This is a genomic window from Tardiphaga sp. P9-11 (assembly GCF_008329525.1).
Classification (GTDB): Bacteria; Pseudomonadota; Alphaproteobacteria; order Rhizobiales; family Xanthobacteraceae; genus Tardiphaga.
Map to the genome: position 1 here is coordinate 197,670 of NZ_NPKQ01000001.1, position 19,329 is coordinate 216,998.

The 19,329-nt window shown below is 62.3% G+C and carries 17 protein-coding genes, 1 tRNA gene and 1 riboswitch; of the genes, 11 read left to right on the top strand and 7 right to left on the bottom strand.

Features of this window, described 5'->3' with window-relative positions:
• Positions 1–19: 19 nt before the first annotated feature.
• The 4 genes from CIW50_RS00885 (at position 20) to CIW50_RS00900 (ending at position 4,579) form a co-directional block, all read left to right on the top strand.
• Positions 20–1,408 carry a cytochrome P450 gene (locus tag CIW50_RS00885; protein WP_149529422.1) on the top strand — a complete coding sequence of 463 codons (1,389 nt, stop codon included), beginning with the start codon at positions 20–22 and terminating at the stop codon, positions 1,406–1,408.
• Between the two features lie 132 nt (positions 1,409–1,540).
• Positions 1,541–2,950 (top strand): adenylate/guanylate cyclase domain-containing protein, encoded by a 1,410-nt coding sequence (locus tag CIW50_RS00890; RefSeq protein ID WP_149529423.1) that lies wholly within the window; start codon positions 1,541–1,543, stop codon positions 2,948–2,950.
• Between the two features lie 157 nt (positions 2,951–3,107).
• Positions 3,108–3,587 (top strand): tellurite resistance TerB family protein, encoded by a 480-nt coding sequence (locus tag CIW50_RS00895; RefSeq protein ID WP_149529424.1) that lies wholly within the window; start codon positions 3,108–3,110, stop codon positions 3,585–3,587.
• A 212-nt stretch (positions 3,588–3,799) separates the two neighbouring features.
• Positions 3,800–4,579, top strand: coding sequence for an SDR family NAD(P)-dependent oxidoreductase (locus CIW50_RS00900; protein WP_149529425.1), 780 nt, complete (start codon positions 3,800–3,802; stop codon positions 4,577–4,579).
• Positions 4,580–4,699: 120 nt separating this feature from the next.
• Here CIW50_RS00900 and CIW50_RS00905 read toward each other — a convergent pair.
• Positions 4,700–4,775, bottom strand: a tRNA-Ala gene (locus CIW50_RS00905).
• Positions 4,776–4,971: 196 nt separating this feature from the next.
• On the opposite strand from CIW50_RS00905, the gene CIW50_RS00910 reads away from it, so the two are divergent.
• The 3 genes from CIW50_RS00910 to folD are packed head-to-tail and all read left to right on the top strand — an operon-like array spanning position 4,972 to position 6,506.
• Positions 4,972–5,262, top strand: coding sequence for a YggT family protein (locus CIW50_RS00910; protein ID WP_149529426.1), 291 nt, complete (start codon positions 4,972–4,974; stop codon positions 5,260–5,262).
• 15 nt (positions 5,263–5,277) lie between these two features.
• On the top strand, positions 5,278–5,625 hold the full coding sequence (locus tag CIW50_RS00915) for a DUF167 domain-containing protein (RefSeq protein ID WP_149529427.1): 348 nt from the start codon (positions 5,278–5,280) through the stop codon (positions 5,623–5,625).
• A complete protein-coding gene (folD, locus tag CIW50_RS00920; protein ID WP_149529428.1) occupies positions 5,622–6,506 on the top strand; it encodes a bifunctional methylenetetrahydrofolate dehydrogenase/methenyltetrahydrofolate cyclohydrolase FolD in 885 nt (294 codons plus the stop codon). Before CIW50_RS00915 ends, folD begins: the two co-directional genes overlap by 4 nt.
• Here the strand turns inward: folD and CIW50_RS00925 are convergent.
• From CIW50_RS00925 to CIW50_RS00935, 3 genes are all read right to left on the bottom strand, one after another.
• Entirely contained in the window at positions 6,503–7,984 is a 1,482-nt protein-coding gene (locus tag CIW50_RS00925; RefSeq protein WP_149529429.1) for a M20 family peptidase, read from the bottom strand. The genes folD and CIW50_RS00925 overlap by 4 nt on opposite strands.
• Before the next feature lie 31 nt (positions 7,985–8,015).
• Positions 8,016–8,555, bottom strand: coding sequence for an inorganic diphosphatase (gene ppa, locus CIW50_RS00930; RefSeq protein ID WP_149529430.1), 540 nt, complete (start codon positions 8,553–8,555; stop codon positions 8,016–8,018).
• A gap of 103 nt (positions 8,556–8,658) precedes the next feature.
• Positions 8,659–9,168, bottom strand: a complete 510-nt coding sequence (locus CIW50_RS00935; protein ID WP_149529431.1) for a GNAT family N-acetyltransferase — start codon at positions 9,166–9,168, stop codon at positions 8,659–8,661.
• 280 nt (positions 9,169–9,448) lie between these two features.
• Between CIW50_RS00935 and CIW50_RS00940 the strand changes: the two genes are divergently transcribed.
• Positions 9,449–10,342, top strand: a complete 894-nt coding sequence (locus CIW50_RS00940) for an alpha/beta hydrolase family protein (RefSeq protein WP_149529432.1) — start codon at positions 9,449–9,451, stop codon at positions 10,340–10,342.
• A 34-nt stretch (positions 10,343–10,376) separates the two neighbouring features.
• Positions 10,377–10,787 carry a thiol-disulfide oxidoreductase DCC family protein gene (locus CIW50_RS00945; protein WP_149529433.1) on the top strand — a complete coding sequence of 137 codons (411 nt, stop codon included), beginning with the start codon at positions 10,377–10,379 and terminating at the stop codon, positions 10,785–10,787.
• 9 nt (positions 10,788–10,796) lie between these two features.
• Here the strand turns inward: CIW50_RS00945 and CIW50_RS00950 are convergent, their stop codons facing one another.
• Entirely contained in the window at positions 10,797–12,053 is a 1,257-nt protein-coding gene (locus tag CIW50_RS00950; RefSeq protein WP_149529434.1) for a flavin monoamine oxidase family protein, read from the bottom strand.
• Positions 12,054–12,139: 86 nt separating this feature from the next.
• Here CIW50_RS00950 and maiA point away from each other — a divergent pair, with 86 nt between their 5' ends.
• Positions 12,140–12,805, top strand: coding sequence for a maleylacetoacetate isomerase (gene maiA / locus CIW50_RS00955; RefSeq protein WP_149529435.1), 666 nt, complete (start codon positions 12,140–12,142; stop codon positions 12,803–12,805).
• A 192-nt stretch (positions 12,806–12,997) separates the two neighbouring features.
• On the opposite strand, the gene typA is transcribed toward maiA, so the two are convergent.
• Complete coding sequence (gene typA / locus CIW50_RS00960; RefSeq protein ID WP_149529436.1) at positions 12,998–14,821, bottom strand: translational GTPase TypA; 1,824 nt, start codon at positions 14,819–14,821, stop codon at positions 12,998–13,000.
• A 230-nt stretch (positions 14,822–15,051) separates the two neighbouring features.
• A complete protein-coding gene (locus tag CIW50_RS00965; RefSeq protein ID WP_149529437.1) occupies positions 15,052–16,605 on the bottom strand; it encodes an alkaline phosphatase D family protein in 1,554 nt (517 codons plus the stop codon).
• Between the two features lie 144 nt (positions 16,606–16,749).
• A riboswitch (cobalamin riboswitch) is annotated at positions 16,750–16,940 on the top strand.
• A gap of 106 nt (positions 16,941–17,046) precedes the next feature.
• Between CIW50_RS00965 and CIW50_RS00970 the strand changes: the two genes are divergently transcribed.
• Positions 17,047–19,323 carry a TonB-dependent receptor gene (locus tag CIW50_RS00970; RefSeq protein ID WP_149529438.1) on the top strand — a complete coding sequence of 759 codons (2,277 nt, stop codon included), beginning with the start codon at positions 17,047–17,049 and terminating at the stop codon, positions 19,321–19,323.
• The last annotated feature ends 6 nt before the right edge of the window (positions 19,324–19,329 follow it).

The window sequence follows — 19,329 nt, forward strand, 5'->3', positions numbered from 1 at the left end:
CCAGGTTGCGAGGTCCATCGTGAGCATTGCCGAAGTCTATGACTTTCCCGCTCCGCGACGGTCCCTGGTGCCGCCGAGCCCGCCGCGCGCGCCCGAGAATATGGGCGCGCTGGGGCGCATGTCCGCGATGCGCCGCAGCGCCATCGAGACCTGGGGCCAGCGCGCCTATGAGGATGACATCGTCAAGGGTCGCTTCTTCGGCCATGCCAGCTTCATCCTCAACGACCCCGATGCGATCCGCCATGTGCTGGTGGACAATTACGAGAACTATACCCGTACGCCCGCGGCATTCCGGGTGCTGCGGCCGATGCTCGGTGAGGGCCTGCTGCTCGCCGAAGGCCGCACCTGGAAGCACCAGCGCCGTACGCTGGCGCCCGCCTTCACGCCGCGCGCGGTCAACACGTTGGTGCCGCACATGATCTCGGCCGTCGACGACACGCTGGCCGACTTGCAGCGCGCTGAAGGCAAGCCGGTCAATCTGCGCGAGGTCATGCAGCGGATGACGCTGGAGATCGCCGGCCGTACCATGTTCTCGTTCGGCATGGCCGAACATGGCGCGAAGCTGCGCGACTTCGTGATGGAATACGGTATAAATCTCGCCCGGCCGCATTTCCTCGATCTGCTGCTGCCACTGGGCTGGCCGACCCCACAGGATATCTCGCGTGCCTTCTTCCGCAGGCGCTGGACGAAATTCGTCGGCGAGCTGATGACCGCACGTCGCGCTGCCGGCAAGAGCGACAGCGCGTCGCCACGCGATCTGTTCGATCTGATGGTGGCCGCGCGTGATCCGGAAACCGGCGCAGCCTTCACCGATGTGCAGCTCGGCGATCAGGTCGCGACGATGATCCTCGCCGGCCATGAGACCACGGCGACGGCGCTGTTCTGGGCGCTCTATATGCTGACGCTCGATCCGGCGACCCAGGAGCAGCTTGCGGCAGAGGCTCGTACCGCCAGTGCGAACGGTACGTTCGACATGGAACATCTGAAATTCACCCGCGCGGTGATCGACGAGACCATGCGGCTCTATCCGCCGGCCTTCCTGATCGCGCGCGCCGCCGCGGGCCCCGATCGTCTGGCTGGCCAGTCCGTCGCCAGCAAGGACGTGATCCTGATTGCACCCTGGCTGCTGCATCGGCACGAGAAACTGTGGCATGAACCCAACGCCTTTATGCCGTCCCGCTTCATGCCAGGCGCGACGCCGCCGGACCGCTTCGCCTATCTACCCTTCGGCGTCGGCGCCCGCGTCTGCATCGGCGCGCATTTCGCGCTCGTGGAGGCCACATTGGCGCTGGCGAAAATCATCGGTGCATTCCGCGTCGCATTGCCGGATAAAACGGCCGTCATGCCGATCGGCGTGGTGACGACACAACCGGACTGCTCGCCACTGTTCTGGATCGAGCGGCGCTGACGTTATTTCAGCACGCCCCCTTCTCACGTCTTCCCCGCGCCTGCTCATGGCACATTGGGCGGAACGACAAGTTGAAGCGCTGCGGCAAAGCCCTGCCTTGGACCTAGCGCCTATTTGACCTAAACTGATCCCATGAGTGATGTTCAGGCACTATTCGCGACATTGAACCAGGCGACCGATCCGGCCGTAGCCGATGCCATTGCACAACTGATCCGCGACGGCGCGGACCACGAACTCAATCGCATCAACGTGCTGGATTTTGCGGCACGCCACGGCCTGAACGAAGAGCGCGTCATTTCCGGCTTCCTGCACGCCTCCCGCCTCGGCCTGTTCGACTTGACCTGGAATGTACTGTGCCCCGGTTGCAGCGGTGTCCTCGACGCCCACAGCACGCTGAAATCGCTGCGCCATGACGACTATCATTGCGGGCTCTGCGCCTGCGGCTATGAAGCGTCGGTTGACGAGCAGGTCGAAGTGGCATTCACAGTGGCCCCGCGGATCCGGCACATCGCTGCACACGACCCCAATACACTGCCGCTCTGGGAATATTTCAAACAGGTGTTCTGGAGCTCTGGCGTCGATCTCAACCAGGAATCGTTCGCGTCACTCACCGATGAAGTGACGCTGGACGCAATGGAATTGCCGGCGCATGAAAAAGCGGTGATGTCGCTGCACCTGCCATCGGAATTCATCATCGTGTTCGAGCCGGTAACCCATGCCGCACAGTTCATTAACGTGCAGGGCGAACCGACCAAGGAACGGCAGCATCTGTCGCTGATTTACAACCGGCAGCATACACCGACCGGCACCATCACAATGCAACCCGGACCGCTGCGGCTGTCCCTCGAAAACCAGACCGAGGTGCGCGTGCTACCGTCGGTATTTGTCGCGGCCGAAGGCCTCCATCACCTGATCGGCAAGCGCAAGCCGTTCCTCACGGCCAAGCGGATACTCACCAATCAGACCTTTCGCGATATCTACAAGGCCGACAACCTCAATATCGATCAGCGACTGAAGATTACCTCGCTGACTTTCCTGTTCACCGATCTCAAGGGCTCGACCGCCTTGTACGAGCGCGTCGGCGATCTCGCAGCCTTCGATCTGGTGCGTGCGCATTTCCACGCACTGCTGGAGATCATTGCGTCGGAAGCCGGTGCCGTCGTGAAGACCATCGGGGATGCTGTCATGGCGACCTTTCCGCGACCCGAACAGGCGCTGGCGGCGGGTCTGCGCATGCGCGCCGCGATGGAGCGATTGAACGAGGAACGCGGCACCAAGGACCTCGTGGTCAAGATCGGCATCCATGAGGGACCCTGCCTTGCCGTGATGCTGAACGAGCGGCAGGATTACTTTGGCCAGACCGTCAATATCGCTGCCAGGGTGCAGGGCCTGTCAACCTCGCAGGCGATCCACGTCACCAGCCCGGTGATATCGACGCAGGCAGTGGAAGCCATCCTGCGGAAGGCTGAAATCACCCCTATCCAGAAACATGCCGCCCTGCGCGGCATTGCCGACAAGATCGTGGTCTATGAGATTCCATGACACGAGATCCCGTAAACTGCCGGGCGCCTCAATTGTTACTTAACTGTCATCAGCACTTCGGGAACCCGTCCGCATTGCACGCGTTCCATTTTCGCGCCACAAAGCACGAGCGCTTTCGCCGCATGGCGCGCTTATCGATCATCTGGTTCAAAGAATAATGCTGGAAAAACTACGCCAATTCATTGCCGATGTGGTGTCTCCCGATGCGCACGAAAATCAGGCATTCGACGATACCGGTTTCCGTCTCGCCGCCACGGCGCTGATGATTCACGTTATCTCGCTCGACGGCGCGCCTTCTGCGATCGAAATAGCCAAGTTGCACAGCCTGATCGAGTCGCGTTTTGAGCTGGATACTGGCACGGCAGACAGGCTTATCTCGGCTGCTACGCTTGTCGAAGGCGAGGCCGTCGATCTCTATCACTTCACCAGCGTTATCATGCGCGTGGTCGATGAGCCCGGCCGCGTCCGGCTCGTCGAGATGATGTGGCAGCTGGTCTATGCCGACGGCCGCGTCAGTGAGTTCGAGGAAAATGTGGTCTGGCGCGCAGCCGACCTGCTCGCGGTTTCATCACGTGACCGGATGGAGCTCAAGCAACGCGTGGCGGGCGGTTCGGCCACGACGGATGTGACTGTCTGAGCAGGCTCGGCCTGATCGGCAAATGACGGCTGCACGACGCATAACCAAAGTTTAATGCGCGGTCCCCCGATAATTCCATCCGACTGCTACGCATTCGGAACCTGAGGTCCTGAGGTACTCCGGTGGTCATTCCGACTTGCACATCACGGGTATCCCTATTACGCCTGTAAATGCATGCAAATCGTTCTCACGTATTTCAAGAGTACCTTATTGTGACTGAGCGCGTGACGTTGATAACCGGAGCCTCGGCCGGAATTGGCGCCGAGTTCGCGCGCATCTTCGCTGCGAACAAGCATCGCGTCGCTCTGGTTGCACGCCGTACCGAGCGTCTGAACGCGCTGGCCAGTGAAATAACTGCTGCGGGCGGTGCTGCGCCCATCATCATTCCCTGTGATCTCGAACAACGCGACGCCTGCGACCAGATCGCAGCCGCACTTGCTGCTGCCGATGTCGAAGTTGAGTATGTGGTCAACAATGCCGGCTTCGGCATGTTCGGCCGCGCCATCGAGATGGACCGCGACAGGCAACTCGGCATGCTCGAGGTCAATGTTCGCGCATTGACGGATCTCTCGCTGCGCTTCTCCGACAGCCTTATCCGCAACAAGGGCGGCATTCTCAATCTCAGCTCGATCGCAGGTTTTCTGCCCGGTCCTGGAATGGCCGTTTACTACGCCAGCAAGGCCTATGTGCTATCCTTCACCGAAGCGCTGCGTCAGGAGCTCGGCTCAAAGGGCGTGCGCGTCACTGCATTGTGCCCGGGACCTGTGCCGTCGGAATTCCAGGCCCGCGCCGGATTCACGCCGGGTCTCGACTCGGCCATCCTCAATGTCTCGGCTGCCGATGTTGCCCTGCTGGGCTATCAGGGCCTGATGGCCAACAAGCGCACGGTTTTCCCCGGCCTCGGTATCAAGATCGTGCCGCTACTGCTGCGGTTCTTCCCGCGCGGCTTCATCGCCGGTGCCGTGGCAAGGTTGCAGCTGCGCCGGGTGTGACGGGATCTGGCGCCGCCATACGGCGCGCGGGATATAAATATTAGAATTAGGCGTTTCGGTTGCAGTCCGTCTTCGCCCTGCGGGCTTCGCCGGACACTACGCAAGCCAATTGGCGAAGCGTGGTGGAGCCAGGCGGGATCGAACCGCCGACCTCGTCATTGCGAACGACGCGCTCTCCCAGCTGAGCTATGGCCCCGATACGAACCGGACCGCGAATGCGATCCGGTCAGCAATCGGGGCCATTTACAATCCCTGTTAACGGCAAGTCAAGAACGTCGCAGAAGCGCGGTTTTACGGCACTTTTCGCCCGGAACTTCCCTTGTTAGAGGGGGGCTGAACCGATATTTAGCGGATAGTCGAATCCGCGACCTAACCCGCGAGCCATCACCGCCATGCGCGCAGTTCTCGATATCGTGCTGATCGTTCTCGATCTCTATGTCTGGCTGCTGATCGCCTCGGCGATCCTGTCCTGGCTGATCGCCTTCAACGTCGTCAACACCCGCAACCAGTTCGTCTCCGCGATCGCGGAATTCCTGTTCCGGATCACCGAGCCGGTGCTGGCGCCGATCCGCAAGATGCTGCCGAGCCTCGGCGGTCTCGATATCTCGCCGATCATCCTGATCCTGATCATCATGTTCCTGCAGCGCGTGATCACCTATTACATCTATCCCAGCGTCTTCTGATCGGCCGCCGGGTTCGTGGCGGATCCCTGGCGCTACTCCACTGACGGTGTCAGCATCGCCGTTCGCGTGACACCACGCGGCGGCCGCGATGACATCGACGGGATCGAGACCATGGCCAATGGCCGCTCGGTGGTAAAGGTGCGGGTTCGCGCCATCGCCGAGGGCGGCGAAGCCAACCGCGCCGTGACCGAACTGCTCGCCAAGCGGCTCGGCGTACCGAAGCGCGACGTGCGCGTGCTGTCCGGCACCACATCGCGCGTCAAACAGATCGCGGTCGACGGCGACCCGACAAAACTTGGTGAGATGCTGCGCAGTATGACCGCAGCAATGCCCGACGACACTGACGACAGGACCGACACATGACCGCCAGCATCATCGATGGAAAGATCATTGCCGCTGAATTACGCGGCCGCGTCGCCGCCGAAGTGGCGCGCGTGAAGAGCGAGCATGGCGTGACCCCCGGCCTCGCCGTGGTGCTGGTCGGCAGCGATCCTGCCAGCGAGGTCTATGTCCGCAGCAAGCACAAGCAGACCCAAGAAGCCGGCATGGCCTCCTTCGAGCACAAGCTGCCGGCCGACGTCGCGCAGGCCGATCTCATCGCGCTGGTGCAGAAGCTAAACGCCGATCCCACCGTGCATGGCATTCTCGTACAATTGCCGCTGCCGAAGGGACTCGACACCGACGCCGTCGTCAACGCCATCGATCCCGCGAAAGATGTCGATGGCCTGCACCCGACCAATGCCGGCCGTCTCGCCAGTGGCATGCCCGCACTGTCGCCCTGCACACCGCTCGGCTGCATCATTCTGACCAAGAGCGTGCACACATCACTGGAAGGCATGGATGCCATCGTGATCGGCCGCTCCAATCTGGTCGGCCGGCCGCTGGTGCAATTGCTGCTCAATGAAAACGCCACCGTGACTATCGCGCATTCGAAGTCGCGCGACCTCGCCAAGCTCTGCGCGCAGGCCGATCTCGTCTATGCCGCCGTAGGCCGACCTGAAATGGTGCGCGGCGACTGGATCAAGCCCGGCGCCACCGTGATCGATGTCGGCATCAATCGCCTGCCTGGCGCAGAGGGGAAGACGCGACTCGTCGGCGACGTCGCCTATCAGGAAGCGCTGAAGACCGCCGGCGCGATCACGCCGGTGCCCGGCGGCGTCGGTCAGATGACCGTGGCCTGCCTGCTGGTGAATACGCTGCGCGCGGCCTGTGCGATCCAAAAGCTGGAAGCGCCTGCAGTTTAATTCGCCGTATTCTCGATCAGCCGTCGATAGAACCTGATCATGTCGGCGTAGTTCGCGACGCTCAGCCGCTCGTTCGTCCCGTGGAAGCGCTTGAGGTCTTCCGACGTCGCGCGCACCGGCGAGAAGCGGAAGATATTATCGGTGACGTCCGTGTAGTGCCGGGAGTCCGTCGCCGCCACCATCAGGCCCGGCGCCACCAGCGCATCCGGGAAGATCTCGCGGATGGTCTGGTTGAGCGCGCGATAGGACGGGCTCGCCGTGCCGGTCACCGGCGGCGGATCGGTATTGCCGGGGAACGGCGCAATCGAAATTTTATCGTTGCTGACCGCGCTGCGCACATGTTCGGTGACGCTGGCCTGGGTATCGCCGGGCAACAGCCGGAAATTCACCGTGGCCTCGGCATTGCCCGGCAACACATTGTCCTGCTCACCGGCCTTGAAGATCGTCAGTGCCGTGGTCGTGCGCACCGTTGCCTCGGTCGGACCGCTCTTTTCGAATTCGCGCAGCAACAGCGGCTTGAACAGCCAGAGATTGGACAGCACCACGCGGCTGAAGCCACTCATCTCCGGCGCGATGGTATCGAACATCTCGCCGACGGTGCCGCGGATCTGCATCGGCAGGCGCTTGTTCTCAAGCTGCGTCAGAGCCGCGCTCATCATGCCGATCGCCGTCTCGCGCGGCGGCATCGACGAATGGCCGGGCGTGCCATGCGCGGTGAGTACCAGCGTCGCATAGCCCTTCTCGGCCACGCCGATCAGCGCCATCGGCTTGTCGAGGCCTTTGAGGATGCCCTCGGTAATCAGCAGGCCTTCGTCGACCACGAAATCGAGCTTCACGCCGCGCGCCGTCAGCAGCGCCGCGATCGCCTTTGCGCCGCGCGTGCCGGAGACTTCCTCGTCGTGGCCGAAAGCGAAATAGATCGTGCGCTTCGGCCTGAAGCCCGCTTTCGCCATGGCGTCGGCGGCTTCGAGGATTGAATAGAGATTGCCCTTGTCGTCCCACGAACCACGGCCCCAAATGAAGCCATCGGCGACGACGCCCTTGAACGGCGGCTGCTGCCAGTCCTTCTCGGTCCCTGGCGCGATGGGCACGACGTCCTGATGCGCCAGCAGCGCAATCGGCTTCAAAGCGGGATCGCTGCCTTCCCATGTGTAGAGCAGACTGTATTTGCCGACGAGTTCGCGCTTTGCCGCGGCATGGAAAGCCGGAAAGCTCGCCATCAGATGCGCCTGCATCGCACGCAGCGGTTCGGCGGCCTGATCGGGATTGAGGAAATTGGAAATGGTCGGGAAGCGGATCGCTTCCGCAAGTCGCTCCGCCGCTGCCTGCTCATCGACCGGCGCTTTCGCCGGCGCGGTCACCTGAAGCTGCCGCGATCCATGGCTGAACGTGTTGACGAGAACGATGCCCGCAAGCAGCAGAACGGCCGCGGTGATGATCAGCGCGGCCGTTCGGAGTAATTTGATCCATCGGCGCATCGGAAGTCCCCTTCTGCTACGCCAGGCTCTGTTACTTTGTCTTTGCCGCTTTGGCGCGCTCGATCCCTTCGAGGATCAGGCGCTGTGCATCGGCGGCATCGCCCCAGCGCACGACCTTGACCCATTTGCCGGGCTCGAGATCCTTGTAGTGCTCGAAGAAGTGCTGGATTTGCTGCAGCGTGATCTCGGGCAGATCGCTGTAGTTCTTTACCTTGTCGTAGCGCTGGGTGAGCTTCGAGGTCGGCACCGCGATGATCTTCTCGTCGAGGCCGCCTTCGTCTTCCATCAGCAGCACGCCGACCGGGCGCACACTCATGACAGCGCCCGGCACGATGGCGCGGGTATTGGCGATCAGCACGTCGCAGGGATCGCCGTCGCCGGACAGGGTGTGCGGGATGAAGCCGTAGTTCCCGGGATAACGCATCGGCGTGTAGAGGAAGCGATCGACGAACAGTGCGCCGGATTCCTTGTCCATCTCGTATTTGATGGGCTCGCCGCCCACCTGGACCTCGATCACGACGTTCACTTCATGCGGCGCCTTGGCGCCGAGCGGGATTGCGTCAAGACGCATCAAACACTCCAGATTTCATAGGACAGGTTGCGACAGGCGTAGCCGAGCGGGAGCCCGGATTCAACGCCTGCGAGACCAGAAAATCATGAACCGGCTTAATGGCTTAATTCGTCCAGGCGAATGCCACTTTATCGAGCGATTTTGCGCCGAAACGCTCCGAGGAACGAGCCACCATGCGGCCGCCCAGAGCGCGGTAGAACTCCGTCGCCCCCTCGTTGTCCGACAACGCCCAGATCACCATGCTCTTCAGCCCGCTCTGCACGAGGTCGCGCTTGGCGGAGGCGAACAGGCGGCGGCCGAAGCCGAGGCCCTGGAATTCCGGACGCAGGTAAAGTTCGTAGATCTCGCCTTCGAACTGCAGGCTGCGGGCGCGGTTGCGACCGTAATTGGCGTAGCCCGCGACCTTGTCACCGAAGCACAACACGCTGACGCGGCTGCCCTTGCGGATCGCCGAATCCCACCAGCTGGGACCGCGGCGATTGATCAGCTTTTCCAGTTCGGGGCCCGGGATGAGGCCCTGATAGGCCGCGCGCCAGGCTTCGTCATGGGTGGACGCCACCGCGGCTGCATCCGCAGCTTTGGCCGGCCGAACCTCGATCAGGGTTGTGCTCATGACCGGATCAAAGCAAGTCGGCGGGCGCTCTTCAAGGTCCATCGTTAATTATCGGTTAACGTGTGGATTTTCAGCATCAGTTTGCCAAAAGAGTTGTATCGAAAGAGGACAGGACTGCATCTCCTGCGCGCCAGGCGCCGCGTTTTCCACTGCTGGCACTTGTCGGCGCTAGTCATGCCGCAACCGCACACGGGTCCTGATGTGCGGAACTGCACCCATGTGATTCGCGGCGTATAGAATGCGGCAGCCACTGAGTCCGCACGAAAGTCCCCGAGCGCTCATGAAACACCTTCAAGCGCTTTGCCTGCTGGCTGCCCTGATCGGCAGCACCTGCGCGACAGCGGCCCAGACATATGGCGCACAAGGTCCCGAAGGAGCGCCTCATCGCCGTCAGGTCTGGTCGGTACCGTCGCCCGATCCAAATACCAGTTCCCGCGCCGTGCTGTTTCGTCCGCCGGGCAAAGGCCCATTCCCGCTCGCGATCATTGCACACGCCTCCACACACAACGCGCTGCGCCGCGCCCAGATGCCGCAACCGGAATATCGCGCACTGGCCTCCTGGTTCGTTAGCCATGGCTACGCTGTGCTGGTGCCTGAACGCCCGGGCCATGGCGCCACCGGCGGGCGCTATCTGGAAGACCAGGGCGGCTGCGACGATGCGGACTATCTCAACGCCGGCCGTGCGACGGCGGAGAGTATCGCGGCAGCGATGACCGAGATCCGCAAACAACCGTTCATACGCCACGACGGCACGATCGTCGTCGGCCATTCCGCGGGCGGCTGGGGCGCACTGGCCATGGCCAGCGCCAATCCGCAGGGCGTCAGAGCGATTGTCGCCTTTGCGCCCGGGCGCGGCGGCCATGCCAATGACAGGCCCAGTGAGGTCTGCGCGCCGCAGCGCCTGATCGCCGCTGCCGCAAGTTTCGGGCAGACGGCGCGCGTGCCCGTGATCTGGCTGGTCGCGCGCAACGACAGCTATTTTTCGACGACCCTGTCGCGCCAGCTCGCCGATGCGTTTCGCAAAGGGAGCGCCAGGGTCGATCTCCGCGAGCTGCCTGATTTCCGCAATGAAGGCCACTGGCTTGCGGAGAGCGACGGCGGTGACGACATCTATGGTGCCGCGCTGGACAAGGCGTTGAAGGCAATCACGGCCAGGCCCGCAAAGACTCGATGACGCGCAAGCCCGGGCAACTGGAGTGGACACCGCAGTGACCGAGCCTTGGCCCGATGACGACGTCATCCTCTATGACGGTGTCTGCATCTTCTGCTCGCGCTGGATCCAGTTCGTGGCCAAACGCGACACCGAGCATCGCTTTCGCTTCACCCCGATCCAGTCAGACTATGGCAGCCGCCTCGCCCGCCATTTCGGCATCGATCCTACCGATCCCGACACCAATGCCGTGATCCATGGCGGCGTGGCTTACTTACAATCCGATGCGGCGCTGACGGTGCTGTCGAACCTGCCCGGCTGGCAGTGGGTGCGCGTGCTGTTTGCCGTGCCGAAGGCGCTCCGGAATCCCGTCTACAATCTGATTGCGACGAACCGCTATCGGATTTTCGGGAAGACGGAGGCATGTATCATGCCGGATGCGGGGATGAGGGCGAGGGTGATCGAGTAGCGCACTCCGCTAAGCTTTCGCGCGCTTACTCAACGCCATCACTTCCTTCGCCGCCCGTTCTCCACTTTCCCGCGCCCCATGCGCGGTCGAGAAGAAGTTCGGCGACGTTGCTTCGCCGGCAAAGAACAAACGTCCATCCAATGGCGCAGCGAGCACGGCCCGCGCTTCGGCATGGCCGGGCTTCGCCGCCGAATAGGCGCCTTGCGCGAAGCGATCGCGGCACCAGCGGGATTCTGCGAGCGGCGTGAGCTTGCCGCGGATGTCCGAGCCGAGCAGCGCCACGATCTCGTCGATGCTCTGCGCAGCAAGCGCCCCCTCGCCGGCATCTTCCAGCTCGCGCGCGAATGTGCCGCCGAAGAAGCCGGCAATGCAGGGGCGACCGGACGGGCGCAGGTGAAAACTGCCGACACCGGTGCGCAGGGCGGCGCCGCGCAAGCCGATATCGGACGGCCACTTCTCCGCGTCTGTGAGCGCCAGTATCACCTTGTTGTCCGCGCCGAGCGGCAGGCCCGCGGCGGCCTCGACCTTGCCGGGCAATGGCGGCGTGAAGCGGACATTCTCGCTGGCGATGAGATTGGTCGGCACGCAGACGATGACTTTCGCCGCGCTCAGCGTGCCGCGCGAGGTCTCGATGCGGATGCGCACGCCAGAATGATCGATGAGCGTGACTTCGGTATTCAGCGCCACCGGACACGGCGCGCCATAGGCCGCGATCAGCGCGCCATAGCCATCGGGCAGGCGCCAGTTGATCTCGGTGTCCTCATAGGCGTCCATGTCGTGCAGCGACACATCCTTGAGCTCGAACCCGTTGATATAGGTCGAGACCGCATCGATCATCGGATTCCACGGATTGCCGGGCTCAAGGCAGGTCGCGGCGGGCGCATCAATCGCGTTGTCCGCGGCCTCCTCGGCGCGCTCATAGAACGCATCGATCGCGGCGAAGAATTCATCGCGCTTCGTCCTTGAGAAGGCGGCGTCATAGGCCTGATCGCGCCACGGCGGGCGCGACTTGTCGATAGCGAAGCCGAGGTGTTTCGCGATGCCGACAAAGTCATTCCTGTCGGCGGAATGCAGCCATTCACAGCCCAGGTCGAACGGAATGCCGGGGGCCGCCATGATCGTGTGGGCGCGGCCGCCGATCCGGTCGCGTGCTTCCAGCACGATCACGGAGAGCCCGGAGCCTTCCAGCGTACGTGCCGCACCGAGGCCCGCGGCACCGGCACCGATGATGGCGACATCAACTTCGGAGGGGAGATTCGTGCTCATCACGTCATGTCACACCGGATTGTCGTGACACCGGGATAAAGGCTTGCTTGAATTATTCAAGCCACCGCTGCCCTCGGAGACAATGCATGACAGCCCCACACGATTTCGAGCTCTACGGCTTCTGGCGGACATCCGCGACCTACCGGGTGCGCGTGGCGCTCAACTTGAAGGGTTTGGAAGCGCACGAGCGCGTGATCGACCTCGACAAGGGCGAACAGCGCGGGGATGCGTTCCTCAAGATCAATCCGCTCGGCGCGATCCCGGCCCTGATCGAGCCCGGCCACCTGCCACTCACACAGTCGCTGGCAATCCTGGAATTCCTCGACGAGATCCATCCGACCCCGCCACTGCTGCCGAGCGATCCACACGGCCGCGCCCGGGTGCGCTCGATCGCCGCGATGCTGGCCGCCGACACCCATCCGCTCATTACGCCGCGGGTGCGCAAATATCTCGCCATCACCGCCGGCTTCGACGATGCAGCCGTCCGCGCCTGGCTGGTGCACTGGTTCACGACAGGCCTCGTCGCCGTCGAAAGGCGCCTTGCCAGCGAGCCCGCCACCGGCCGCTTCTGTCACGGCGACGAGGTGACCATCGCCGATATCTGCCTGCTCAGCATCACCGCGACCATGAAGGTGTTGAAGATCGAGATTGCAGCCATTCCGACCATCGATCGCATCGTCACCACCTGCGAGGCGATGGAGGCGTTTGCGAAAGCGGATCCGTTGAAGCAGGTGGGAGCGCCGGCAAATTGACGCGCCGTCATCCTGAGGAGCCGCGCAGCGGCGTCTCGAAGGATGGCCACACGCATCGGCGCGACACCAACTCATGGTTCGAGACGGCGCTACGTGCCTCCTCACCATGAGGGGCGGAGTGAAAGCATCGCACCAAACAAAAATGCCCGGCTTTCGCCGGGCATTTCGTAACTCACTCAAGAATGCTCTCGCTTACGCGATCACTTCCTTGGTCTTTTCGGCGCGCTTGCGGTCGTTGGCATCGAGATGCTTCTTGCGCAGGCGGATCGACTTCGGGGTGATCTCGACCAGCTCGTCGCTCTCGATATAGGCCAGCGCCTTTTCGAGGGTCATGCGGATCGGCGGCGTCAAACGCACCGCTTCGTCCTTCGAGGTGGTACGGATGTTGGAGAGCTGCTTGCCCTTGAGAACGTTGAGTTCGAGATCGTTTTCGCGGGTGTGCTCGCCGATGATCATGCCCTTGTAGACCTTCCAGCCCGGCTCGATCATCATCGGACCGCGATCTTCCAGCTTGAACATGGCGTAGGCAACCGCTTCGCCCTGGTCGTTGGAGATCAACACGCCGTTACGGCGGCCGGCGATCTCGCCCTTATAGGGCAGGTAGTCGTGGAACAGGCGGTTCATGATCGCCGTACCCTTGGTATCGGTCATGAGTTCGCCCTGATAGCCGATCAGGCCGCGGGTCGGCGCGTAGAACACCAGACGCAGACGGTTGCCGCCCGACGGACGCATCTCGATCATCTCGGCCTTGCGTTCGCTCATCTTCTGAACAACCACGCCGGAGAATTCCTCATCGACGTCGATGACGACTTCTTCGACCGGCTCCAGCGTGTTGCCGTTCTCGTCCTTGGTGAGAACCACGCGCGGACGCGACACCGACAGCTCGAAGCCTTCGCGACGCATGTTCTCGATCAGGATCGCGAGCTGCAATTCGCCGCGGCCCGACACTTCCATCGCGTCACGGTCGGCGGATTCGACGACCTTGAGCGCGACATTGCCTTCGGCTTCGCGCAGCAGGCGGTCGCGGATCAGGCGGCTGGTGACCTTGTCGCCTTCGGTGCCGGCGAGCGGCGAGTTGTTGACGATGAAGGACATCGACACGGTCGGCGGATCGATCGGCTGGGCCTGGATCGGAATTTCAACGCTGGGATCGCAGAACGTATCGGCGACAGTGCCCTTGGGCAGACCGGCGATGGCAACAATGTCGCCGGCTTCGGCGAGTTCGACCGGCTGGCGCTCTAGGCCGCGGAAGGCCAGGATCTTGGTGATACGGCCGGTTTCCACCGTCTTGCCGTCACGCGACAGTACCTTGACGGCCTGGTTCGGCTTCACCGAACCGGCCGAGATGCGGCCGGTGATGATGCGACCGAGATAGGGGTTGGCTTCGAGGATGGTTCCGAGCATGCGGAACGCACCTTCTTCAACCACCGGCGGCGCGACATGCTTGATGACGAGATCGAACAGCGGCTTCATGCCGACGTCATGCGACGCGTCCGGGCTGTCGGCCATCCAGCCGTTGCGGCCTGATCCGTACAGGATCGGGAAGTCGAGCTGGTCGTCGGTGGCATCGAGCGCTGCGAACAGGTCGAACACTTCGTTGACGACTTCGGTGATGCGGGCGTCCTGACGGTCGACCTTGTTGATCGCGACGATCGGCTTGAGGCCGAGCTTCAGCGCCTTGCCGACCACGAACTTGGTCTGCGGCATCGGGCCTTCAGCAGCGTCGACCAGCACGATCACGCCATCGACCATCGACAGGATGCGTTCGACTTCGCCGCCGAAGTCGGCGTGGCCCGGGGTGTCGACGATGTTGATCTGAACGTCATCCCACAGCACCGAGGTGCACTTGGCGAGAATGGTGATGCCGCGTTCTTTTTCGATGTCGTTCGAATCCATCGCGCGTTCCTGGACGCGCTGGTTATCGCGGTACGTGCCCGACTGCTGCAGCAGCTTGTCGACGAGGGTCGTTTTGCCGTGGTCAACGTGGGCGATGATAGCAATGTTGCGAAGGTTCATAGGTCTTCTTCTGGTTACGGTCTGGGTGCCCTTGAGCGGGTTCAACAAGACATGCTCGACAAAAGGCTGATGCCTTGCGCTCGAGCGCGTTCGATAACTTGCCTCGTCTGAAAACGCGCTGGGGCAATCCCTCCAAAAGCAAACCCGGCCAGAAGGGGCCGGGTACTCGGACGCGTTGCGGCGCAATATAGGGGGAAATCGCCGAAAAACAATGCGAATCTACCAAAAGGTTAGCCCAATTTCGGGTCCAGAACGGTGGCCCAAAGGGCCACATCGGCCCGATCCCGGAGCGTAACGGTCATTTGGCCGCTCGAACCGTCGATTTTGACGTGGCCGAAGAACTGCATCCCGGCCGATGGGGGCAAATTCTGCTTTCCGGGCCCCGGCGCCTTCACGAAACGCACTTCGGGACCGAAGGTATTGTCCATCGCTCCGGGACCAAACGTACCGGCATGGAACGGGCCGGAAACGAACTCCCAGAACGGTTCGAAATCCTGGAACTGGGCCTTGTCGGGATTGTAATAATGCGCCGCCGTGTAATGCACATCGGCCGTCAGCCAGACCGTGTTGCGGATACCGGCCGACTTGATGAAACGCAGGATGTCGGCGATTTCCAGCTCGCGGCCGCGGGCCGGGCCGTCGCCCTGCGCGATCGCTTCCGATCCCGTGTGATTGACTGCATCATTCTCGACGACGATGCCGATCGGCATGTCGGAGGCGATGACCTTCCAGGTTGCCTTTGATGCCATCAATGCACGCTTCAGCCAGGCCATCTGCTCCGGCCCGATGAAATAGGCATCGGGACCATAGGTGTCCTGCAGGTTCGGGCCGTTGGGGCCGCGATAGCTGCGCTCGTCCAGCATGAAGACGTCGAGATGCGGGCCGTAATTCAGCGTGCGATAGACGCGGCCCGGTTCGGTCGGGTTGACCGAGATCGGATACATCTCGTGAAAGGCACGGGCGCCGCGCGCGGCCAGCAGCGTGATGTCGCGCTCCTTGTAAGACGCCGGCAATTGTTTCGAGAGCGACCAGTTGTTGGTGACTTCGTGATCGTCCCACTGGCCGAAGATCGGGACCTGCGCATTGAAGGCGCGAACATTGTCGTCGAGCAGATTGTATTTGTGCGCAGCGCGGAATTCGTCGAGCGTCTCGGCAACCTTCGCCTTTTCCGGCACCGTGATGGTGTTCTTCCAGATCGTACCATCAGGCAATTTCGTTTCAGGCAGGATCGGGCCGTCGGCGTAAATGGTATCGCCGGAATGGATCAGGAAATCCGGATCGTGCTTGCGCATGGTCGCATAGGTGACCATGCCGCCATCCTCGGCATTGATGCCCCAGCCCTGACCGGCGACATCGCCGCCCCAGACGAATGATACATCGCGGCGATCTGCCGGCGCAGTGCGGAAGCGGCCGGTCACGGCCTCGCCGACGATCTCGGTATGCGAAAGATCGCGAAATTTGACGCGGTAGAAGATGTCCTGCCCTGCGGGCAGATTATCGAGCAGCAGCTTTGCGGTGAAATCGGTTTCAGGCAGCGCCACCATCGGCGGCAAGGTGCGCGCATTGCTGAAGGATTCGGTGGTGGCGACTTCCACCATCATCTGCGCCGGCCGGTCCGCGCGCGACCAGATCATGCCGCTGTTGATCCCGACATCGCCGGATTGCACGCCATGCGACACCATTGGGCGATCGGCGGCGCGGCTGAGAGTGGGCATCGCGAGGAAGCTTGCGCCCGCTCCAGCCGTGTGCGCGAGAAAACGACGGCGGGATAAACGTAGTGCCATGGCGAACTCCTGAATCCGGGCTTTGGCACATGTGGCTCTAGGCAGAACGCTTGACGCTGCGATGACAGGTGATGCGCAATATCAACACCCGTCGACGCAAGTTGCGAATGACTGGCAGCTTGATTGACACATTTGGAAATTTCACCTTAACGTGAAGACGACGGTTCCCTTCGGGGATCAAAAGGGAATGCGGTGAGGGTATCCCCCGATTCCGCGGCTGCCCCCGCAACTGTAAGCGGCGAGCCTGCGCCAAGAGCCACTGGGTGTTCACCTGGGAAGGCGGCGACAGGCATTGACCCGCGAGCCAGGAGACCTGCCGCCAGTCGTGGTCACACGCGAGCACATTGGGCGGGGTGTCCTGGTGGAAGTCACACTGCCTCTTTGAAAGCGGCGGCGAGACTTGGTTTGCGGTGACGTGCCACGTAACCGCGAGTCCTGTAGATGACCTCCGTCTCCCATGCATCCAAGCGATGCAATGCTCTCCTTTCCTCTGTCGCATTGTCCTGCTTCCTTGTGCCCGCCGAGGGCTCGCTGCGACCAGCGCAATCGCATCACGTACTCGACCCCGTAGTGGTGCAGCCGACGGCGACGCCAACGCGCGCGCGCCGCGCTACGTCAGGCAAGCCCACGCGTGCCGCGCGCTCACGTCAGCAGCGCAACGCTGCAGCCAACACGGGCGCGCCGGTTGCCACGCCGACCGGCCCCGTCTTCGCAGCGCCGACACTCAACCTCACCGGCACGACGTCGACCGGCAGCCGCCTCGGCCTGACCCGATTGGAGACCCCGGCCAGCGTAGAGGTGATATCCGCCGAGACCATCGCCGAACGCGGCCAGCACAATGTGATCGACGCCGTCACACAGAATGCCACCGGCTTTACGGCCAGCCCGGCTCCAGGCAATGGCGGACTGGCCTTCAACACCCGCGGCTTTACCGGCAATGGCTCGGTGATGACCCTGTATGACGGCACCCGGCTCTATGTCGGCTCCGGCACGCTGACATTCCCGTTCGATACATGGTCGGCGCAGCGCATCGAGGTGCTGCGTGGCCCTGCGTCGGTGATGTATGGCGAAGGCGCCATCGGCGGCGCGATCAACGTGATCTCGAAGATGCCGCTGCCCACGCAGCGCAATCAGGCCGAGATTTCCATCGACAGCAATCTGACGCGGCGCCTGTCGGTGGACAGTGGGGGGCCGATCAACAAGGACGTGTCCTACCGCATCACCGCCACGGGCAACATGTCGGATGGCTGGGTCGATCGCGACAAGACCTCGAACGTGGCAGTCTCCGCCGCGGTGCGCGTGCAATCGTCGGAAAATCTGTCCTGGATACTGTCGACGGATTACGGCGACCGCAGCCCGTCGCGCTATTTCGGCACGCCACTGATCAACGGCAAGCTCGATGAAGCGCTGCGCTTCAAGAACTACAACGTCAACGACAGCAACATCCGCTACAAGGACAGCTGGACCCAGCTGAAGAGCGAGTTACAGGTCAACGATGCCGTCACCATCCACAACACGCTATATTACCTGAACAGCCAGCGGCACTGGAAGGATCTCGAAAGCTACGCCTACAACGCGACCACTGGACTTATCAACCGCAACAGCTATCTCGAGATCTATCACGATCAACAGCAGATCGGTAACCGCACGGACGCGACCATTAGCGGCCATATCTTCGGCATGAAGAACGAGTTCGTCGCGGGCTTCGACGTCAACCGCATCGTGTTCAGGCACACCAACAACGGTAGTCCCGCCAACACGTCGTCAGTGAATCCCTCCAATTTCGATCCCGGCGTCTTCACCAGTTCCAATCCGACTGTACCTGGCTTCAGCAGCGGCACCAATCAGTACGGCCTGTTCGCCGAGAACCGGCTGTCGGTCACTGAACAGCTCTCCCTGGTCGGCGGCATTCGTCAGGACGAGCCGACCATCGAGCGCACCGATTTCGTGACGCCCGCGAACAGCTTCACAAAATCCTTTTCGGCAACCAGCTGGCGCGTCGGCGCCGTCTATACGCCGATCAAGGACCTGGCCCTTTACGGGCAGTATGCCACCGCGGTGGATCCGGTCGGTGGCCTGATCTCACTGGCAGCGACGAACCGGAATTTTGCGCTTTCCACCGGCAAGCAGGTCGAGATCGGCGTCAAGCAGTCGTTCTGGGGCGGCCGAGGGGAGTGGACGCTGGCAGGCTATCAGATCGTCAAGAACAATTTGTTGGCGCGCGATCAGTACCTGCCGTCGCTGGTGGTCCAAGTCGGGCAGCAATCGTCACGCGGCATCGAGGCATCGGTCGGTCTCGCGCTCGATTACGGCTGGCGGATCGATGCCAACACCGCATGGCTGAAGGCCAAGTATGATGACTTCGTGCAATCGGTGGGAACGCCGACGGTGGCCGTCAACTACGCTGGCAATGTCCCGATCAATGTGCCGCAGAACGTCTCCAACATCTGGGTCACATGGGCGTTCGCGCCGGACTGGTCGGTGAACACCGGCGTGCAGATTATCGGCAAGACCTTTACCGACAATGCCAACACGCTGACGCGGCCGAGTTATACCCTCGTCAATGCTGGATTGCAGTGGAAGCCGACGGCCAATACTACGCTAACGCTACGCGGCTACAACCTGTTCGACACCGTCTACGCGACGGGGGGCAGCACCACGCAATGGCTGCTCGGCATGCCGCGCACCGCAGAACTCGCGCTCAACGTAAAGTTCTGACCGTGA

What these genes read in the sequence shown, in the direction of transcription:
- CIW50_RS00940 (WP_149529432.1), top strand. Translation starts at nt 9,449, where the DNA reads ATGAAACACCTTCAAGCGCTTTGCCTGCTGGCTGCCCTGATCGGCAGC.
- CIW50_RS00895 (WP_149529424.1), top strand. Translation starts at nt 3,108, where the DNA reads ATGCTGGAAAAACTACGCCAATTCATTGCCGATGTGGTGTCTCCCGAT.
- CIW50_RS00970 (WP_149529438.1), top strand. Translation starts at nt 17,047, where the DNA reads ATGACCTCCGTCTCCCATGCATCCAAGCGATGCAATGCTCTCCTTTCC.
- CIW50_RS00950 (WP_149529434.1), bottom strand. Translation starts at nt 12,053, where the DNA reads ATGAGCACGAATCTCCCCTCCGAAGTTGATGTCGCCATCATCGGTGCC.
- CIW50_RS00925 (WP_149529429.1), bottom strand. Translation starts at nt 7,984, where the DNA reads ATGCGCCGATGGATCAAATTACTCCGAACGGCCGCGCTGATCATCACC.
- maiA (WP_149529435.1), top strand. Translation starts at nt 12,140, where the DNA reads ATGACAGCCCCACACGATTTCGAGCTCTACGGCTTCTGGCGGACATCC.
- folD (WP_149529428.1), top strand. Translation starts at nt 5,622, where the DNA reads ATGACCGCCAGCATCATCGATGGAAAGATCATTGCCGCTGAATTACGC.
- CIW50_RS00965 (WP_149529437.1), bottom strand. Translation starts at nt 16,605, where the DNA reads ATGGCACTACGTTTATCCCGCCGTCGTTTTCTCGCGCACACGGCTGGA.
- CIW50_RS00890 (WP_149529423.1), top strand. Translation starts at nt 1,541, where the DNA reads ATGAGTGATGTTCAGGCACTATTCGCGACATTGAACCAGGCGACCGAT.
- CIW50_RS00910 (WP_149529426.1), top strand. Translation starts at nt 4,972, where the DNA reads ATGCGCGCAGTTCTCGATATCGTGCTGATCGTTCTCGATCTCTATGTC.
- ppa (WP_149529430.1), bottom strand. Translation starts at nt 8,555, where the DNA reads ATGCGTCTTGACGCAATCCCGCTCGGCGCCAAGGCGCCGCATGAAGTG.
- typA (WP_149529436.1), bottom strand. Translation starts at nt 14,821, where the DNA reads ATGAACCTTCGCAACATTGCTATCATCGCCCACGTTGACCACGGCAAA.
- CIW50_RS00935 (WP_149529431.1), bottom strand. Translation starts at nt 9,168, where the DNA reads ATGAGCACAACCCTGATCGAGGTTCGGCCGGCCAAAGCTGCGGATGCA.